We start from the raw sequence: 18,224 nt of genomic DNA, 5'->3' as shown, positions 1-18,224 counted from the left end.
TACAAATTCACCTATTGTGTTATCATTTTAAAGATTCTGTGTATTTAAAACTGCCAGTATGTGCTTATCAATTTAGCAAATCATTAAATCATTTTCCACTTGAAGGAGTGTTCATCACATGTCATTAAGAGAAGAAGCATTACATATGCACAAAGAGAATCAAGGCAAACTCGAATCAAAATCAAAAGTACAAGTGAAAAATGCGAAAGACTTGAGCTTGGCTTATTCACCTGGTGTTGCAGAACCATGTAAAGATATTTATGACGACACAAGCAAAGTGTATGATTATACAATGAAAGGCAATATGGTCGCTGTTGTCACAGACGGAAGCGCTGTTTTAGGACTTGGAAATATCGGTGCAGAAGCATCTCTTCCAGTAATGGAAGGGAAAGCTGTATTATTCAAAAGTTTTGCAGGCGTAGATGCCTTCCCAATCGCGCTTGCAACGAACGATGTAGACAAAATCGTTGAAACAGTGAAGCTTCTTGAGCCGACTTTTGGCGGTGTGAACCTTGAAGATATTGCAGCTCCTAACTGCTTTATCATCGAAGAGCGCTTGAAAAAAGAGACAAACATTCCAGTTTTCCACGATGATCAGCACGGAACAGCGATTGTGACAGTAGCAGGACTTGTGAATGCACTGAAGCTATCTGGAAAATCCATGTCTTCAATTAAAGTAGTGGCAAACGGCGCCGGAGCAGCAGGAATTGCGATTATCAAGCTTCTTTATCATTTCGGTGTACGTGATATCATTATGTGTGATACGAAAGGTGCTATTTACGAAGGCCGCCCGAACGGTATGAATGCAGTGAAAAACGAAGTAGCTAAATTCACGAACCAAGACCGTAAAGAAGGTTCATTAGAAGAGGTCATTGAAGGCGCAGATGTCTTTATCGGGGTTTCTGTGGCAGGCGCTTTAACAAAAGAAATGGTTGGAAAAATGGCAAAAGATCCTGTCATCTTTGCTATGGCTAATCCAAATCCAGAGATCATGCCAGAAGATGCACATGCAGCAGGAGCAAGTGTTGTAGGAACTGGCCGTTCTGACTTCCCGAACCAAGTGAACAACGTACTGGCATTCCCAGGAATTTTCCGCGGAGCATTAGATGTACGTGCAACTCACATTAACGAAGAAATGAAAATCGCAGCTGTTGAAGCGATTGCGTCTCTTGTTTCAGATGAAGAATTGTCAGCTGAATATGTCATTCCTGCACCATTTGATGCACGCGTAGCACCAGCGGTAGCAAAAGCGGTGGCAAAAGCAGCAATGGAAACTGGCGTTGCAAGAATCAAGGTCGACCCAGAAGCTGTCGCTGAAAAAACAAGAAAATTAACGATTATTGGCGAATAATCAACTGGAAAAGTGTGCACGTTCTTTCTGAAACTGGAGAAAAACGTGCACCATTTCCTCTCTTACGCGAAAATTTTTTCATCCGGAATGAGATTTTTTTGTAGACGTTCACAATTCAAACACATCAACTGCTCAGCGCCCCAAACACATACTCATTTCTCATCAATTCCCCACTGAAAAAATTGAATGAAGGATGACAGCGTTTGACAAAAAAAGTACAATAGTTTCGGTACAGTTATGACATGTCCTATAATAGTGGATGTGCGTGTAAAGAAAAAACCCTTCAAAAAGGGAGGTAGTCATTTGTCAATCAAGAATATTTTCAGTAAAAAGAAAAAATATGCATCTGTACCCTCTGAACAGGCAAGTCAAGATGTGCCTGAAGGCATCATGACCAAATGTCCGCAATGTAAAAAAATAATGCTCACCAAAGAACTAGATAAAAATTTACGTGTTTGTATGAATTGCGGCAGACATTTGCAAATGAATGCAAAACAGCGTATTGAAAGCCTTGTAGATGAAGGCACATTTGAAGAATTTAACGGGCACCTCATTTCATCAAACCCGCTCGGTTTCCCAGGCTACGAAGAAAAGCTTGAGAAAGACAGAGAAAAAACATCTTTGAATGAAGCCATTGTCACTGGTAAAGGTGAAATTGAAGGCCAAAGTGCTGTGATTGCTGTCATGGATGCCACGTTCCGTATGGGCAGCATGGGATCCGTTGTTGGTGAAAAGATCACGCTGGCGATCGAGAAAGCAAAAGCGGACAAGGTGCCATTTATTATCTTTACTGCTTCTGGCGGAGCGAGAATGCAAGAGGGAATTCTCAGTCTCATGCAGATGGCAAAAACAAGTTCAGCATTAAAACTGTTCAGCGAGGATCAAGGTTTGATTATCTCTGTGATGACGAACCCAACAACTGGCGGTGTATCAGCTAGTTTTGCGTCTCTCGGTGATTACAATTTTGCAGAACCTGGTGCTTTAATTGGTTTTGCAGGCCGCAGAATCATTGAACAAACGATTCGTGAAGACCTGCCAGAGGACTTCCAGACGGCTGAATTTTTAATGAAGCATGGACAGCTTGATGCTGTGATCCATCGTGCAGAAATGAAAGAAACACTAGGCCGAATCTTAGCACTACACAGCACAGGAGGTGAACGAGAGTGGCTGGAGAACTAGAATTTGAAAAACCTGTCATTGAACTTCGAGCGAAAATTGATGAACTGAAAAAGTTCACACAAAACTCAGAAATGGATTTAAGTGCAGAAATTGAGCGCCTTGAAACACGTCTGAGCAAGCTTGAAGCAGACATTTATACAAATTTAAAGCCGTGGGACAGAGTGCAGATTGCTCGGCATGCGATGCGCCCAACAACTCTCGATTACATTCAAGAGCTGTTTGACAACTTTTTCGAATGTCACGGTGACCGTTTTTATGGTGATGATGAAGCGATCGTTGGAGGAATTGCCACGTTTAAAGGGCTTCCTGTCACGGTTATTGGCCATCAGCGCGGTAAAGATACAAAAGAAAACTTGCGCCGTAATTTCGGAATGCCTCATCCAGAAGGCTACCGTAAAGCGCTGCGCTTGATGAAACAAGCAGATAAATTTAATCGCCCGATCATTTGCTTTATTGATACAAAAGGAGCTTATCCTGGTAAAGCGGCTGAAGAGCGCGGACAAAGTGAAGCAATTGCGAAAAACCTATTCGAAATGGCAGGACTTCGTGTACCGGTTGTCTGTATTGTCATTGGAGAAGGCGGAAGCGGTGGTGCACTAGGCTTAGGCGTAGGAAACCACCTATTCATGCTAGAAAACTCAACATATTCAGTGATTTCACCTGAAGGTGCAGCAGCACTGCTCTGGAAGGACTCATCACTTGCGAAAAAAGCTGCAGAATCAATGAAAATTACCGCTCCAGACCTAAAAGAATTAGATATTATAGATGATGTTATTAAAGAAGTGCAAGGTGGAGCACATCGAGACGTGAAACAACAAGCAGCTTACATGGAAAAAACATTAAAACAGTCACTTACATCTTTGCTCAAACTAACGCCTGAAGAACTAGTCGAACAAAGATATGAAAAATACAAAGCAATCGGGAAAGTCTCGATTGAAAATCAATATATTGGGGTAAACTAAATAAACGTACAGCCTTTTTGGCTGGCGTTTATTTTTTTCATCTTTTTTCATGAAAACCGTCTTCATGTAAGCGCTATTTGAAAATAATTTTCTTTTGTTTTCATAAAATTTGAAACGTCTATAAACCTTGATATGACAAGGTTTATAGCACCTGCCTTTACAGATTTCAGAGAGATTTGCTTTCATGACGTTCTTAACTTTTGTTTAAAAACGGTTTATTTAATTGTATAATAAGTACGGTTTTAGAAATTCGTATTGAAAACATCCAAATTTGCTCATGATTGTTTTCAAGCAGTGGAAATGGTATGTTTAATTCATATATGGTCTCTGAGGTGAAAAAGATGAAGCGTATAGGAGTTTTAACAAGCGGTGGGGATTCCCCAGGAATGAATGCAGCTGTGCGCGCAGTTGTAAGGAAAGCAATTTACCATAATGTTGAAGTTTACGGTATTTATAATGGATATTCAGGTCTAATTAACGGTAAAATTGAGAAACTCGAAATAGGTTCAGTAGGCGATATCATTCATCGTGGAGGAACAAAACTTTACACGGCAAGATGTCCTGAATTCAAGACAGTTGAAGGTCGTGAAAAGGGAATTGAAAACTTAAAAAAATTCGGTATTGAAGGACTTGTAGTCATTGGTGGAGACGGGTCATTTATGGGAGCGAAGAAATTAACAGAGCTCGGTTTTCCATGTGTAGGTGTTCCAGGCACGATTGACAACGATATTCCAGGTACTGATTTCACTATTGGCTTTGATACAGCACTGAATACTGTCATTGATGCCATTGATAAAATTCGTGATACAGCCACATCTCATGAACGTACATACGTAGTGGAAGTAATGGGAAGACATGCTGGTGATATTGCCCTTTGGTCAGGACTTGCAGGCGGAGCCGAATCTATTTTGATTCCTGAAGCAGACTATGACATGGACGAAATTATTGCTAGGTTAAGAAGAGGTCACGAACGCGGCAAGAAGCATAGTATCATCATCGTTGCAGAAGGCGTAGGCAGCGGTGTTGAATTTGGTAAGCGGATTGAAGAGGAGACAAGCCTTGAAACACGTGTATCTGTCTTAGGGCATATTCAGCGCGGAGGTTCTCCGAGTGCGTTTGACCGTGTACTGGCAAGCCGTTTAGGAGCATATGCAGTCGAGCTTCTTCTTGAAGGACAAGGCGGACGCTGTGTAGGCATTCAAAGCAATGAACTCGTTCATCACGATATTTTAGAAATCTTAGATAAAAAACATACAGTCGATAAAAATATGTACCGACTTTCACAAGAGCTCTCTATATAAAACGAGAAGACCTTAGGAGGAACAGTAATGAGAAAGACAAAAATCGTTTGTACAATCGGTCCAGCAAGTGAAAGCATTGAAAAGCTGACTGAATTGATTGAAGCAGGAATGAATGTAGCCAGACTAAACTTCTCCCATGGAGATTTTGAAGAGCATGGTGCACGCATTGAAAACATACGTAAAGCAGGTAAAACATTAGGCAAGGACATTGCGATCCTTCTAGATACAAAAGGTCCAGAGATCCGTACACGTACAGTTGAAAACGGCTCAATTGAGCTAGTCGCTGGTGCTGATCTTATCGTGAGTATGGAAGACATTGTTGGAAATACGGAAAAAATTAGTGTGACATACGAAGATTTAATTCATGATGTAGAAGTAGGTTCAACGATTCTATTAGATGATGGTCTGATTGGTTTAGAAGTAAAAGAAATTAACAAGGACCGCAAAGAAATCGTCACTAAAGTCATGAATACAGGCACGCTCAAAAACAAAAAAGGCGTCAACATCCCTGGCGTCAGTGTGAACCTGCCAGGTATTACAGAAAAGGATGCCAATGATATTCTGTTTGGAATTGAACAAGGCGTCGATTTCATCGCAGCTTCTTTTGTGAGACGAGCTTCTGATGTTCTTGAAATTCGTGAGCTTCTTGAAAAGAACAATGCGACTGATATTCAAATCATCCCTAAGATTGAAAACCAAGAGGGTGTTGATAACATCGACGAGATCCTTGAGGTATCTGACGGTTTAATGGTTGCGCGTGGAGATCTTGGTGTAGAGATCCCGGCAGAAGAAGTACCGCTTGTTCAAAAAATGCTGATCAAAAAATGCAATCGTTTAGGCAAGCCTGTCATCACAGCGACTCAAATGCTGGACAGCATGCAGCGTAACCCTCGTCCAACTCGTGCGGAAGCAAGTGACGTGGCAAATGCTATTTTTGACGGTACAGATGCGATTATGCTTTCTGGTGAAACAGCAGCAGGAACATATCCAGTAGAAGCCGTACAAACAATGCATAACATTGCATCACGTTCAGAAGAAGCACTAAATTATAAAGCCATTCTTTCTCGCAGAAGCGAAGAAGTAGAAGTCAGTATTACAGACGCGATCGGTCAATCTGTTGCACATACAGCAATGAAGCTTGATGTAGCAGCGATTGTGACACCGACGGAAAGCGGACATACAGCAAGAATGATTTCAAAATATAGACCAAAAGCACCAATCGTAGCAGTTACTGCAAACGAATCAGTTGCGAGAAAGCTATCTCTTGTATTCGGTGTATTTGCAAAGAGCGGCTCAAAAACGACGTCTACTGATGAAATGCTTGAGAATGCAGTAGAGAAGTCTATTGAAACAGGCTATGTAAGACACGGCGATTTAATTGTGATTACAGCCGGTGTGCCAGTTGGTGAAACAGGTACGACGAACTTAATGAAAGTATATGTTGTCGGTGACATTATTGCGAAAGGTCAAGGGATTGGCCGTAAATCTGCATTTGGACCGGTTGTCATTGCACAAAGCGGAAAAGAAGCAGAAGAAAAAATGTACGATGGTGCGATCCTAGTTGCAAACTGCACAGATCGTGATATGATGGGAGCTTTAGAAAAAGCATCTGCCCTTATCACAGAAGAAGGCGGTTTAACAAGCCATGCAGCAGTTGTTGGACTAAGCCTCGGCATTCCAGTGATTGTTGGTCTTGACAGCGCCACGACACTTTTAAAAGAAGGCGAAGAGATTACAGTAGATCCAGCACGCGGAGCGATCTACAAAGGCCGTGCGAGCGTCCTTTAAATCATCCAAGAGGGGAGTTGTCTGACTCCTCTCTTTTTTTATGTTACACTAAAAAAAGTAAACAGCTTTCGATGAAAGATACCCCATGAGGTGATATGGTTGAAGAAATATTTTCTACTATTATTAATTCTGTTCCCTGCGGTGGAAATTAGTTTATTTTTAATCTCAAGTAAAATTATTGGCATTTTGCCAACGATGCTGCTCATCGTGCTGACAAGTGCCTTAGGTGCTTATTTTGCAAGAAAACAAGGTATAGAAGCCTTCCAAAAAGTGCAGCGAGATTTGCAATATGGAAAGATGCCAGGGGGAGCGATTGTCGATGGTTTTTGCATTCTAATCGGCGGTCTGCTGCTGCTCATACCAGGCTTCTTATCGGATCTCATTGGGGCTTTGCTGCTCATTCCGGTGACGAGAAAGGGAATCAAGCCGCTCTTTGAACGCTGGCTTAGAAACATGTCTAATCGTAACCGCTACACGATCATTCGTTAAAGAGACCTTCAGGCTGAAGGTCTCTTTTATTTTTGCATGCCATACCGAATGTACTCATAAATATCTCTGAAAACTCCTGCATTACGGAACGCCTGCCACACGACAAGTGAGGCAGGGCCAATCACAAGTCCTAAGAAACCAAACCATTTTAACCCGACAAATAGCGCTACAAGCGTTGCTAAAGGATTAAGTCCGATGGATTTGCTTAAGACTTTTGGCTCTGATATTTGTCTTTGAATGAGGACGACAATATACAAAATGCCCAGTCCAATGGCGAGGGAAAGATTTCCTGTCATAGCAGAATAAATGATCCACGGTAGAAAAACAGTACCGCTCCCGATATATGGAAGTAAATCGACGAGCCCAATACATAAAGCAATCACAAGGGCGTGCTCAACTTTTAAAATGATGAGTCCAATCAATACAATACCAATCGTCATGGCCACAAGCAGGAGCTGGGCTTTCATAAAGCCAGTAATGGCTTTTTTGATTTCAGATAAAATGGCGCGTGTATGCTGCATCCATTTTGCGGGAAAGATACGTGAGCCATATGTTTTTAACGTAAACCAATCCTTCGTGATAAAAAAAGTTGCGAGAGCAGAAAATAACAGAGTGGCTGCTGCATCAGGCAAAAGACCTAAAAACGCTGGAATAAGCTCGAGTGTTTTCGAAAGAAAAGTCCCGATTTTTGCGGCCGCTTCATCACCGAGTGCTTGAATTTGTCCCAAAATCGATTCCTTTTGACCTGCTTGAAGCGTATTAAATTGGGCCGTCATATCATGATATAAAGGCAGAATCTTGTCAGTGAAAAATTGCTCAACAATACCAATCATTTGATCAAGATGGCGGGGCAGCACCTTTGCCAAATAAGCACTTCCTGAAATGATTTCCGCTACTAAAAGCGTCATTAACCCGGCAGCTGCGACTAAAAAGAGCAAGAGCACAATGACCACAACAAATCCTCTCGGCATTCCGGTGATCTCTTCGATTTTGCATACGGCAGGATGAATTAAACAAGACACAATAAGGGCGATCCAAAAAGGATATAAAAACGGAAAAGACTGATATAAAAAGACAACAGCAAAAACAGCAATGCTGATCATCATCAAACTTCGCAGAAAAATGGCCACATAGGCGTGATTCACACAATCCCCTCCAAAAAAACAAGCATGTCCGATACTTCATTTTATTCAAAAAGATTAGTAATATGAAAAGGTCGCAATAAAAAGAAAGAAAGGAGCGGCGTATGTTTACTCAAGCAAATTTATTTTTGGTACTTTTACTCGTTATTGCACTTATTGCTAAAAACAATTCGTTAATTGTAGCGGTATCTGTGCTGATCGCAATTAAGCTGATTGGCCTGGATCAAAAAATTTTCCCGGTTCTCCAATCTAAAGGCATTAATTGGGGAGTCACCGTTATTACCATTGCTGTGCTGGTCCCGATTGCAACAGGTGACATTGGATTTAAGCAGCTTGGAGAAGCGATGAAATCTTCCTATGCTTGGATAGCTCTTGGAGCGGGTATATTAGTAGCATTAATTGCAAAAAACGGGATTGTGCTACTCGAAAATGATCCGCATATTACGGCAGCGCTTGTGTTTGGTACCATTTTGGCAGTCAGCTTATTTAAAGGTGTGGCTGTTGGGCCGCTCATCGGGGCAGGAATCGCTTATTTGGCGATGCAGGCTGTGAAATTTTTCAGCGGGTGAAAAGAGAGTGGTTCCTGCCACTTTCTTTTTTAAATTTTTTCTTGCGTGAGCTTTTGCAAAAAAACATAATTAAATATATTAAAAGAAGTAAAATCCCTTTATTCCATGCCTGATATGGGAGACTGGAAAAAAAAATATCAAAAAAAATTATAGTTAAACATTTAACAAATGTCTGATTATTGTTTATAATGGGAATAGGCTTAATTTTGAACTCATTGATCACACAAGAGATATGAGGCTATAAGCGCTCTAACCGTATAGGTAAATGTAAGCATTTTCTTTTCTGAGCCTGTTATCTTATTCGGATTGGATAGCGCTTTCAAAAAGTGAGAATTCTGCAACGAAGGGGAATCTTTTTAAAAAGGGGAGATTGAACATGACAGCAACAAGAGGTCTTGAAGGTATCGTGGCAACAACTTCATCCGTAAGCTCAATTATTGATGATACTCTTACTTATGTAGGGTACAATATCGATGATTTAACTGAAAAAGCTACATTCGAAGAAATTGTCTACCTGTTATGGCACTTAAAGCTGCCGAATGAGCAGGAGCTGAGTGAATTAAAACAGCAGCTCAATGAAAATGCTCAGATTCCGCAAGAAATCATTGAGCATTTTAAATCTTATTCGCTCGATGGGGTTCATCCAATGTCTGCGATTCGTACAGCAGTATCCTTACTAGGTTTACTCGATGACGAATCAGAGATTATGGACAAAGAAGCGAATTACAGAAAGGCGATTCGCTTACAGGCGAAAATTTCTGGACTAGTCGCTGCGTTTTCACGTATTCGCAAGGGACTTGAGCCTGTACAGCCAAAAGAAGAATACAGCTATGCTGCAAACTTCTTGTATATGCTAAATGGCGAAGAGCCGTCACCAGTAGAAATTGAAGCCATTGATAAGGCACTTATTCTACATGCGGATCATGAATTAAACGCATCGACATTTACAGCACGTGTATGTGTTGCTACACTATCAGATATCTACTCTGGTGTAACAGCGGCGATCGGTGCGCTGAAAGGACCGCTTCATGGCGGCGCTAATGAAGGCGTGATGAAGATGCTTTCAGAAATTGGCGAAGTTGAAAACGTAGATTCCTATATTCATGGTAAGCTAGAGAAGAAAGAAAAAATTATGGGCTTTGGCCACCGCGTATACCGTCAAGGTGACCCGCGTGCAAAGCATCTAAAAGAAATGAGTCAGCGTTTAACAAACCTCACTGGCGAGCCGAAATGGTATGAAATGTCTGTTCGCGCAGAGGAAATCGTGACATCAGAGAAAAATCTTCCACCAAATGTTGATTTTTATTCTGCATCTGTATATCACAGTCTTGGGATTGATCATGACTTGTTTACACCAATTTTCGTGATCAGCCGATTCTCTGGATGGATTGCTCACATTCTAGAGCAATATGACAACAACCGACTCATCCGTCCAAGAGCTGACTACATTGGACCTGATCTTCAAACCTTTGTTCCGATCAGTGAAAGAGACTAATGTTTATAGAATAAGCGGGGGCTGATTTCAAAAGGCCAATCAGCCTCCATATCAACAAAAAAACGAATCACGTGAAAAACTTTTTTGCTTGCAGACATCAAGCCAAGAAGTTTCAAATATTCACTACATAACCTGGGAGGTAATATCATTGTCACAAGGCGAAAAAATTACAGTTACTGGCGGCGTATTGAATGTACCAAATAATCCAATTATCCCGTTTATCGAAGGGGACGGAATCGGTCCTGACATTTGGAAAGCAGCATCAAGAGTACTTGAAGCAGCTGTAGAAAAAGCATATAAAGGTGAAAAGCAAATCACTTGGAAAGAAGTATATGCAGGTGAGAAAGCTTACAATAAAACTGGAGAGTGGCTTCCTGAGCAAACGCTTGAAGACATTCGTGAATACTTAATTGCGATTAAAGGACCACTAACAACACCAATTGGCGGAGGAATCCGTTCATTAAACGTGGCACTTAGACAAGAGCTTGATTTATTCACATGCTTACGTCCTGTTCGCTGGTTCAAAGGGGTACCTTCTCCTGTGAAACGTCCAGAAGACACAGATATGGTGATCTTCCGTGAGAACACAGAAGATATCTATGCTGGTATCGAGTATGCAAAAGGTTCAGACGAAGTGAAGAAGTTAATTGACTTCTTGAAAAACGAATTAGGTGTGAACAAAATCCGTTTCCCAGAAACGTCAGGTATCGGAATCAAGCCAGTTTCTGAAGAGGGTACATCCCGTCTTGTCAGAGCGGCTATCCAATATGCAATTGACCAAGGCCGTAAATCTGTGACGCTTGTTCACAAAGGAAACATCATGAAATTTACAGAAGGTGCCTTCAAAAACTGGGGCTACGAAGTGGCTGAAAAAGAGTTTGGCGACAAGGTCTTTACATGGGCACAATATGATCGTATTGTAGAACAAGATGGAAAAGATGCGGCAAACAAAGCGCAAAGTGAAGCAGAAGCTGCTGGCAAAATCATTGTCAAAGACAGCATTGCAGATATTTTCCTTCAACAAATCTTAACTCGTCCAGCTGAGTTCGATGTTGTGGCTACAATGAACTTAAATGGAGATTACATCTCTGATGCACTTGCAGCACAAGTTGGTGGAATTGGTATCGCACCTGGTGCGAACATCAACTACGAAACAGGACACGCTATTTTTGAAGCGACTCACGGAACAGCACCAAAATATGCTGGTCTTGATAAAGTGAATCCATCTTCTGTTCTTCTATCAGGCGTGCTTTTACTTGAGCACCTTGGCTGGCAGGAAGCAGCTGATCTAGTGATTCAATCTGTTGAAAAAACAATTGCATCTAAAGTCGTCACATACGATTTTGCTAGATTAATGGATGGCGCAACAGAAGTAAAATGTTCTGAGTTTGCTGACGAGCTCATCAAAAACTTGTCTTGATTCTTAAACTTTAAAGTTAAAGGGGAAAAAGGAAATGGCAAACAAGCGTAAAAAAGTATCTGTCATCGGAGCAGGTTTTACTGGAGCAACTACAGCATTTCTAACAGCTCAAAAAGAATTAGCGGATGTCGTATTAGTTGATATCCCGCAGCTTGAGAACCCAACAAAAGGGAAAGCACTTGATATGCTGGAAGCAAGCCCTGTTCAAGGCTTCGATGCGAACATTACAGGCACTTCTAACTACGAAGATACAGCCGGTTCTGATGTCGTGGTCATTACGGCAGGAATTGCAAGAAAGCCGGGAATGAGCCGTGACGATCTCGTGTCAACAAATGAAAAAATCATGCGCAGCGTGACACGCGAAATCGTTAAATATTCTCCAGAAGCCATTATTGTTGTGTTAACAAACCCTGTTGATGCAATGACATATGCAGTTTATAAAGAATCAGGATTACCAAAAGAAAAAGTCATTGGACAATCGGGCATTCTTGATACAGCACGTTTCCGTACGTTTGTTGCTCAAGAATTAAACCTATCTGTCAAAGATGTGACGGGCTTTGTCCTTGGTGGACATGGCGATGACATGGTTCCGCTTGTTCGTTACTCTTATGCAGGCGGTATCCCGCTTGAAACATTGATTCCAAAAGATCGTATTGATGCGATTGTTGAAAGAACAAGAAAAGGCGGCGGCGAAATCGTAAACCTATTAGGTAACGGTAGTGCCTATTATGCACCTGCTGCTTCACTAGTAGAAATGGTTGAGGCGATTTTAAAAGATCAGCGCCGCGTCATCCCAACGATTGCATACCTTGAAGGTGAATATGGCTACGAAGGCATTTACCTTGGTGTACCAACAATCGTAGGTGGAAACGGCCTTGAGCAGATCATTGAGCTTGAGTTGACAGAAGAAGAAAGAAGTCAGCTTGACCGTTCTGTTGAATCTGTTAAGAACGTCATGAAAGTATTGTCTTAATATGAAAAAAAGAAGGCTTCTCTTATGAGGGGCCTTCTTTTTGTTTACAAAACCAATCTTGTCGAAATTTTAAATTGTCCTCTTGTTAAGCTTTCGTTAAAATGAAAGAGAAAGCATGACTTCTCGCTTTTCACATAAGATACAAAAAAACGGATGCAGGGGAAATCACTAATTGGAGGCACAACATGAATAAAAAAATATTAGTTGTGGATGATGAAGAATCGATTGTAACACTTCTAAGCTATAACCTTGAAAGGGCGGGCTATGATGTCGTCACAGCAAGAGATGGGGAAGAAGCGCTTGAAAAAGCAGCAAGTGAACAGCCTGATCTCATTGTATTAGATTTAATGCTTCCGAAGATGGACGGCATTGAAGTGTGTAAACAACTGAGAATTCAAAAAATGATGTTCCCTATTTTAATGCTGACAGCAAAGGACGATGAATTTGATAAGGTGCTCGGCCTTGAGCTTGGAGCCGATGATTACATGACAAAGCCATTCAGTCCTAGAGAAGTGGGTGCTCGGGTAAAAGCCATCTTGAGAAGAGCGCAGCAATCTCAGCCTGTCCCCGCGCAAGAGGAGAAGGAAGAGGTCATTGCAGACCAAATCAAAATTGGTGAACTGCGCATTTTACCAGAACACTACGAAGTCTACTTCCAAGAAGAACGCCTAGAGCTTACGCCGAAGGAATTTGAACTGCTGCTTTATTTGGCCAAGCATAAAGGACGTGTCCTCACACGTGATCTGCTGCTAAGTGCCGTTTGGAATTATGACTTTGCAGGTGACACTCGTATTGTGGATGTACATATCAGCCACTTGCGGGACAAAATTGAAAAGAATACGAAAAAACCAACATACATTAAAACCATTCGCGGCTTAGGCTACAAATTGGAGGAGCCAAAGCCAAATGAGTAAAATTAGAACCCGTCTGTTTTCGGGCCTTATTTTTCTCCTTTTTATTGTGTTTGTTGCACTTGGCCTTTTTTTGGATCACATGTTCCATGTTTTTTATGAAACAAAATTAACGGGAAGAATGGAAAATGAATCGAGCTTTCTTCTTTCTTCCATGGATGGTGATGATCTGCAGGCGAAGCAAAACAAGGAGATCCTCAATCAGGCAAAGCAGCATCTCGATATGAATGCGTCAATTGTGGACCTGAAGGGGAATATCATACATACAACGGGTCAAGCGGAGCAAAGGGGCATCATTCAAAACACACTGAACAATGAACGCCTTCAAACAAAAGGCGTCGTCATTGAGGATGAGAAGGATGCGCTGTTTCATTACGCCGTCCCTATCCTGAAACAAAACAAACCGGTGGGCTATTTATTTCTCCATGCGTCATTCCAGCCTTTAAATGAAATTGACGGCCAGCTTTGGCTCGCATTAGCCGTTTGTCTTGGCTCGGCGATTATTATTATCGTTTTCTTTGGATACCGCATGTCGATGAAATATGTAAAACCGATAGATTATGCCACAAAGGTAGCCAAACAGCTGGAACGCGGGAACTATGATACCAATCATTATGAAGAGCTCATCATCGAAACAAGTGAGCTTAATACATCAATGAAGCGCCTGGCAGAAAGCCTTCAAGAAATGACTAGCACTGGGGAAATGCAGCGGGACCGTCTGCAAACAGTCATTGAAAACATCGGTGCAGGAATTATTTTGATTGATAAGATGGGGTATATCAACCTAGTCAATCGAACCTTCCGCAAGCAGTTTAAAGTGCAAAAGCACATTTACATGCACAAGCTGTATCATGAAGCATTTACACATGAAGAAATTATTGAGCTGATTGACGAAATTTTCATGACAGAAACGAAGGTGCGGAAGTTTTTACGCCTGGCCGTTGACATTGAACGGCGCTACTTCCAGGTGGATGGTGTTCCCATTTTAAGTACAGACGATGAATGGAAAGGAATTGTCCTTGTATTTCATGACGTGACAGAAACAAAGCAGCTGGAGCAGATGCGAAAAGATTTTGTCGCCAATGTGTCTCACGAATTAAAGACACCGATTACGTCGATTAAAGGATTCTCCGAAACTCTTCTTGATGGAGCGATTGATGACAAAGAAGCGCTGACACAATTCCTTTCCATCATTCTAAAAGAGAGTGTCCGTCTCGAAACTCTCATTCAAGATTTACTCGATCTTTCCAAAATCGAGCAGCAGCATTTCAAACTGAATATTCAAGACGCCAATGCGACAGAAATCATTCAAGAGATTGAAGTCCTTTTAAAACAAAAGGCCGCAGAAAAAGGCATTCAATTACAAGTGCGAATCCCGAAAGAGCCTGTCTATGTGATGGCAGATCCGCTGAGGTTAAAGCAAATCTTCCTCAATCTCGTGAACAATGCCCTTACCTATACACCAGAGGGAGGGAGTGTCACCATTTCGGCAAGACCGCGGAAAGGCGCCTATGAATTTGATGTCGCAGATACAGGAATCGGCATGAAGAAAAGCGAGATTCCAAGAATATTTGAGAGATTTTATCGAATTGATAAAGATAGAAGTAGAAATTCAGGCGGTACAGGACTTGGTCTTGCCATTGTCAAACACCTTGTGGAGGCGCATGAAGGAACGATTTCGGTCCATAGCAAACAAGGTAAAGGAACGACTTTTACAGTGAGCCTGAAATCAAAATAGGGAAAAAAGGAAAGTCACGTTAAAATTTACATGATCTTTACAATGGATTCATGTTTAGTTAAACAATCATTGGTAGGATGAATAGGAACCCCTTCATCCAAGGAGCCAATTTTGTAAGGACGAAAACACTTGTTGTTTTCGTCCCTTTTTTTATGCAGGTTCGACTATTTTCTTTTCAAAATAAACTTTGATAAAATGATGATACAATGTGTGAAAGAGACGGCTGAAATGGCTCAGCCGATGGAGGATTAAAACATGACAGACAAAAAGAAATTAGTACTAGTGGATGGAAACAGTCTCGCATACCGAGCCTTTTTTGCTTTGCCGCTATTATCAAATGATAAAGGCGTCCATACAAATGCCATTTATGGCTTTGCGATGATCTTAATGAAGATGCTCGAGGACGAGAAGCCAACCCATATGCTTGTCGCATTTGATGCGGGAAAAACAACATTCCGCCACGAGACATTTAAAGAATATAAAGGCGGAAGACAAAAAACGCCGCCAGAGCTATCAGAACAAATGCCGTTTATCCGTGAACTATTAGATGCCTATCAGGTGAAAAGGTACGAGCTTCCTCAATACGAGGCAGACGATATTATTGGGACATTGGCTGTGGAGGCAGAAAAAGACGGCTTTGAGGTCAAAATTTTTTCAGGAGATAAGGACTTAACGCAGCTCTCAACAGACCGTACGACGGTAGCAATTACGAAAAAAGGCATTACAGAAGTAGAATATTACACACCGGCTCATATTGAAGAGAAATATGGCCTGCGCCCAGATCAAATCATCGATATGAAAGGTTTGATGGGAGATTCCTCAGATAATATCCCAGGAGTGCCAGGTGTAGGTGAAAAAACAGCGATTAAATTGTTAAAGCAGTTTGAAACGGTTGAAAACCTGCTTGAACATATTGACGAAGTCAGCGGGAAAAAACTCAAAGAAAAGCTTGAAGAATATAAAGAGCAGGCAGTGATGAGTAAAAAACTTGCAACGATTCTTGTAGAAGCGCCAATTGATGTATCAAGCAAGGATCTCGCATATGAAGGTCCTCATATGGATCAAGTGATCTCTCTTTATAAAGAACTAGGCTTTCAAACGCTGCTAGAACGTCTAGGAGAAGCACCAGAAACAGGTGAACAGGTCGAAGTAGAAGCATTAGAAGTGAAAAAAATGACCGAAGTAACGGATGAGATGCTGACAGATCATGCCGCCCTTGTGGTAGAACAGCTTGGAGATAATTATCATGAAGCAGATTTGATTGGTTTTGCGATCCATAATGAAAATGGAGCGTTTTTTATCACGAAAGAAGATGCGCTTCAATCAGATGCATTTAAACAATGGGTACAGGATGAAACGAAGAAGAAATGGGTCTTTGATTCAAAGAGAGCAGTTGTCGCCCTCAGATGGCATGATGTCGATCTAAAAGGTGTCGATAACGATGTTCTGCTCGCTTCCTATGTCGTCAACCCTCAGAAATCGTATGAGGACGTCGCAAGTGTGGCGAAGGAATATGGTCTTAACATTGCTCTTTCTGATGAAAAAGTGTACGGAAAAGGAGCAAAGCAGGCGATTCCACCTGAAGACGAACTGAAGGAACATCTTGGGCGAAAAGCAGCGGCGATCTCTGCTCTGCATGATTTAACACTTGAAGCGCTAGAAAAAAATGATCAGCATGAACTATATGAAGACTTAGAGCTGCCGCTTGCCCTCATCTTAGGTGAAATGGAATCCCTTGGCGTAAAGGTAGATATTGAGCGCCTAGAGAAGATGGGTGAAGAGTTAACGAAAAAGCTGAAAGAATATGAAGAAACCATTCACCGCTTAGCAGGTGAAACGTTTAACATCAATTCTCCTAAACAGCTTGGCGTGATTCTTTTTGAAAAATTAGGCCTGCCGATTATTAAAAAGACAAAGACGGGCTACTCGACATCTGCGGATGTTCTTGAAAAGCTTGAAGATAAGCACGAGATCATTCGGTCCATTCTGCATTACCGCCAAATTGGAAAGCTGCAATCGACCTATGTGGAAGGCTTAATGAAAGTAACGCGCAAGGATACCCATAAAGTGCATACACGATTTAATCAAGCGCTCACACAAACAGGAAGACTAAGCTCAACAGATCCCAACCTGCAAAATATCCCGATTCGTTTAGAGGAAGGACGAAAGATTCGTCAAGCATTCGTCCCTTCAAAAGAAGGCTGGCTCATGTTTGCTGCTGACTATTCTCAAATTGAGCTGCGTGTACTCGCTCATATTTCTCAGGACGAGAATTTGATCGAAGCGTTTACGCAAGATATGGATATTCACACAAAGACAGCGATGGACGTGTTCCATGTCTCAGAAGAAGAAGTGACTTCCTCTATGAGAAGACAAGCCAAAGCAGTCAACTTCGGAATTGTATATGGAATCAGTGACTATGGATTATCTCAAAATCTTGGGATCACAAGAAAAGAAGCAGCTGCCTTTATCGAACGCTATTTAACAAGCTTTAAAGGCGTGAAAACCTATATGGAAGAGATTGTGCAGGAAGCGAAACAAAAAGGATATGTCACGACGCTTCTCAAACGCAGAAGGTATATCCCGGATATCACAAGCCGTAATTTTAATATCAAAAGCTTTGCCGAACGAACAGCCATGAACACACCGATCCAAGGAAGTGCAGCTGATATTATTAAAAAAGCTATGATTGATATGGCGCGAAAGTTAAAAGAAGAAAACTTGCAGGCAAATCTTTTATTACAGGTGCACGATGAATTGATCTTTGAAGCACCGAAAGAAGAAATTGCTATACTCGAAAAAATTGTCCCTGAAGTCATGGAAAATGCACTTCAGCTAGATGTGCCGCTAAAAGTTGATTTTGCTTCAGGCCCATCTTGGTACGACGCAAAATAATAGAGAGAGAA

14 protein-coding genes are annotated in these 18,224 nt (G+C 41.5%); 13 read left to right on the top strand and 1 reads right to left on the bottom strand.

Annotated features, from left to right (window positions below; translation table 11 throughout):
• Positions 1-118: 118 nt before the first annotated feature.
• From ystJ to EV579_RS09090, 6 genes are all read left to right on the top strand, one after another.
• Entirely contained in the window at positions 119-1,351 is a 1,233-nt protein-coding gene (gene ystJ / locus EV579_RS09115; protein WP_025092260.1) for an NADP-dependent malic enzyme, read from the top strand.
• Between the two features lie 303 nt (positions 1,352-1,654).
• Positions 1,655-2,530 (top strand): acetyl-CoA carboxylase, carboxyltransferase subunit beta, encoded by an 876-nt coding sequence (gene accD, locus EV579_RS09110; RefSeq protein WP_024424796.1) that lies wholly within the window; start codon positions 1,655-1,657, stop codon positions 2,528-2,530.
• Complete coding sequence (gene accA / locus EV579_RS09105) at positions 2,515-3,492, top strand: acetyl-CoA carboxylase carboxyl transferase subunit alpha (protein WP_024424795.1); 978 nt, start codon at positions 2,515-2,517, stop codon at positions 3,490-3,492. The genes accD and accA overlap by 16 nt, the downstream gene beginning before the upstream one ends.
• A gap of 341 nt (positions 3,493-3,833) precedes the next feature.
• The gene (gene pfkA, locus EV579_RS09100) at positions 3,834-4,793 is read left to right on the top strand and encodes a 6-phosphofructokinase (protein ID WP_024424794.1); all 960 of its coding nucleotides are present in this window, start codon (positions 3,834-3,836) and stop codon (positions 4,791-4,793) included.
• 27 nt (positions 4,794-4,820) lie between these two features.
• On the top strand, positions 4,821-6,581 hold the full coding sequence (gene pyk / locus EV579_RS09095) for a pyruvate kinase (protein ID WP_024426143.1): 1,761 nt from the start codon (positions 4,821-4,823) through the stop codon (positions 6,579-6,581).
• 99 nt (positions 6,582-6,680) lie between these two features.
• A complete protein-coding gene (locus EV579_RS09090; protein ID WP_024424793.1) occupies positions 6,681-7,070 on the top strand; it encodes an FxsA family protein in 390 nt (129 codons plus the stop codon).
• A 26-nt stretch (positions 7,071-7,096) separates the two neighbouring features.
• Here EV579_RS09090 and ytvI read toward each other — a convergent pair whose 3' ends face one another.
• Positions 7,097-8,215: a sporulation integral membrane protein YtvI gene (gene ytvI / locus EV579_RS09085; protein WP_041115023.1), complete on the bottom strand. Its 1,119-nt coding sequence runs from the start codon at positions 8,213-8,215 to the stop codon at positions 7,097-7,099.
• A gap of 101 nt (positions 8,216-8,316) precedes the next feature.
• Between ytvI and EV579_RS09080 the strand changes: the two genes are divergently transcribed.
• The 7 genes from EV579_RS09080 (at position 8,317) to polA (ending at position 18,213) form a co-directional block, all read left to right on the top strand.
• Entirely contained in the window at positions 8,317-8,781 is a 465-nt protein-coding gene (locus tag EV579_RS09080; protein WP_024424791.1) for a DUF441 domain-containing protein, read from the top strand.
• Between the two features lie 376 nt (positions 8,782-9,157).
• Positions 9,158-10,276 carry a citrate synthase gene (gene citZ, locus EV579_RS09075; protein ID WP_024424790.1) on the top strand — a complete coding sequence of 373 codons (1,119 nt, stop codon included), beginning with the start codon at positions 9,158-9,160 and terminating at the stop codon, positions 10,274-10,276.
• Positions 10,277-10,424: 148 nt separating this feature from the next.
• Positions 10,425-11,696 (top strand): NADP-dependent isocitrate dehydrogenase, encoded by a 1,272-nt coding sequence (gene icd, locus EV579_RS09070; protein ID WP_024424789.1) that lies wholly within the window; start codon positions 10,425-10,427, stop codon positions 11,694-11,696.
• 34 nt (positions 11,697-11,730) lie between these two features.
• A complete protein-coding gene (gene mdh / locus EV579_RS09065; RefSeq protein ID WP_008356047.1) occupies positions 11,731-12,669 on the top strand; it encodes a malate dehydrogenase in 939 nt (312 codons plus the stop codon).
• A gap of 185 nt (positions 12,670-12,854) precedes the next feature.
• Entirely contained in the window at positions 12,855-13,583 is a 729-nt protein-coding gene (locus EV579_RS09060; protein ID WP_024426141.1) for a response regulator transcription factor, read from the top strand.
• Entirely contained in the window at positions 13,576-15,318 is a 1,743-nt protein-coding gene (gene pnpS, locus EV579_RS09055; RefSeq protein WP_073206924.1) for a two-component system histidine kinase PnpS, read from the top strand. The genes EV579_RS09060 and pnpS overlap by 8 nt, the downstream gene beginning before the upstream one ends.
• A gap of 255 nt (positions 15,319-15,573) precedes the next feature.
• Positions 15,574-18,213, top strand: a complete 2,640-nt coding sequence (gene polA, locus EV579_RS09050; protein WP_025092257.1) for a DNA polymerase I — start codon at positions 15,574-15,576, stop codon at positions 18,211-18,213.
• Positions 18,214-18,224: the final 11 nt, after the last annotated feature.

The sequence above is a fragment of the Bacillus sp. BK450 genome (genome assembly GCF_004364885.1).
GTDB classification, from domain to species: Bacteria; Bacillota; Bacilli; order Bacillales; family Bacillaceae; genus Bacillus; species Bacillus safensis.
Note: the sequence above shows the minus strand (reverse complement) of the source record. Positions and strands in the feature narration are given on the sequence as shown.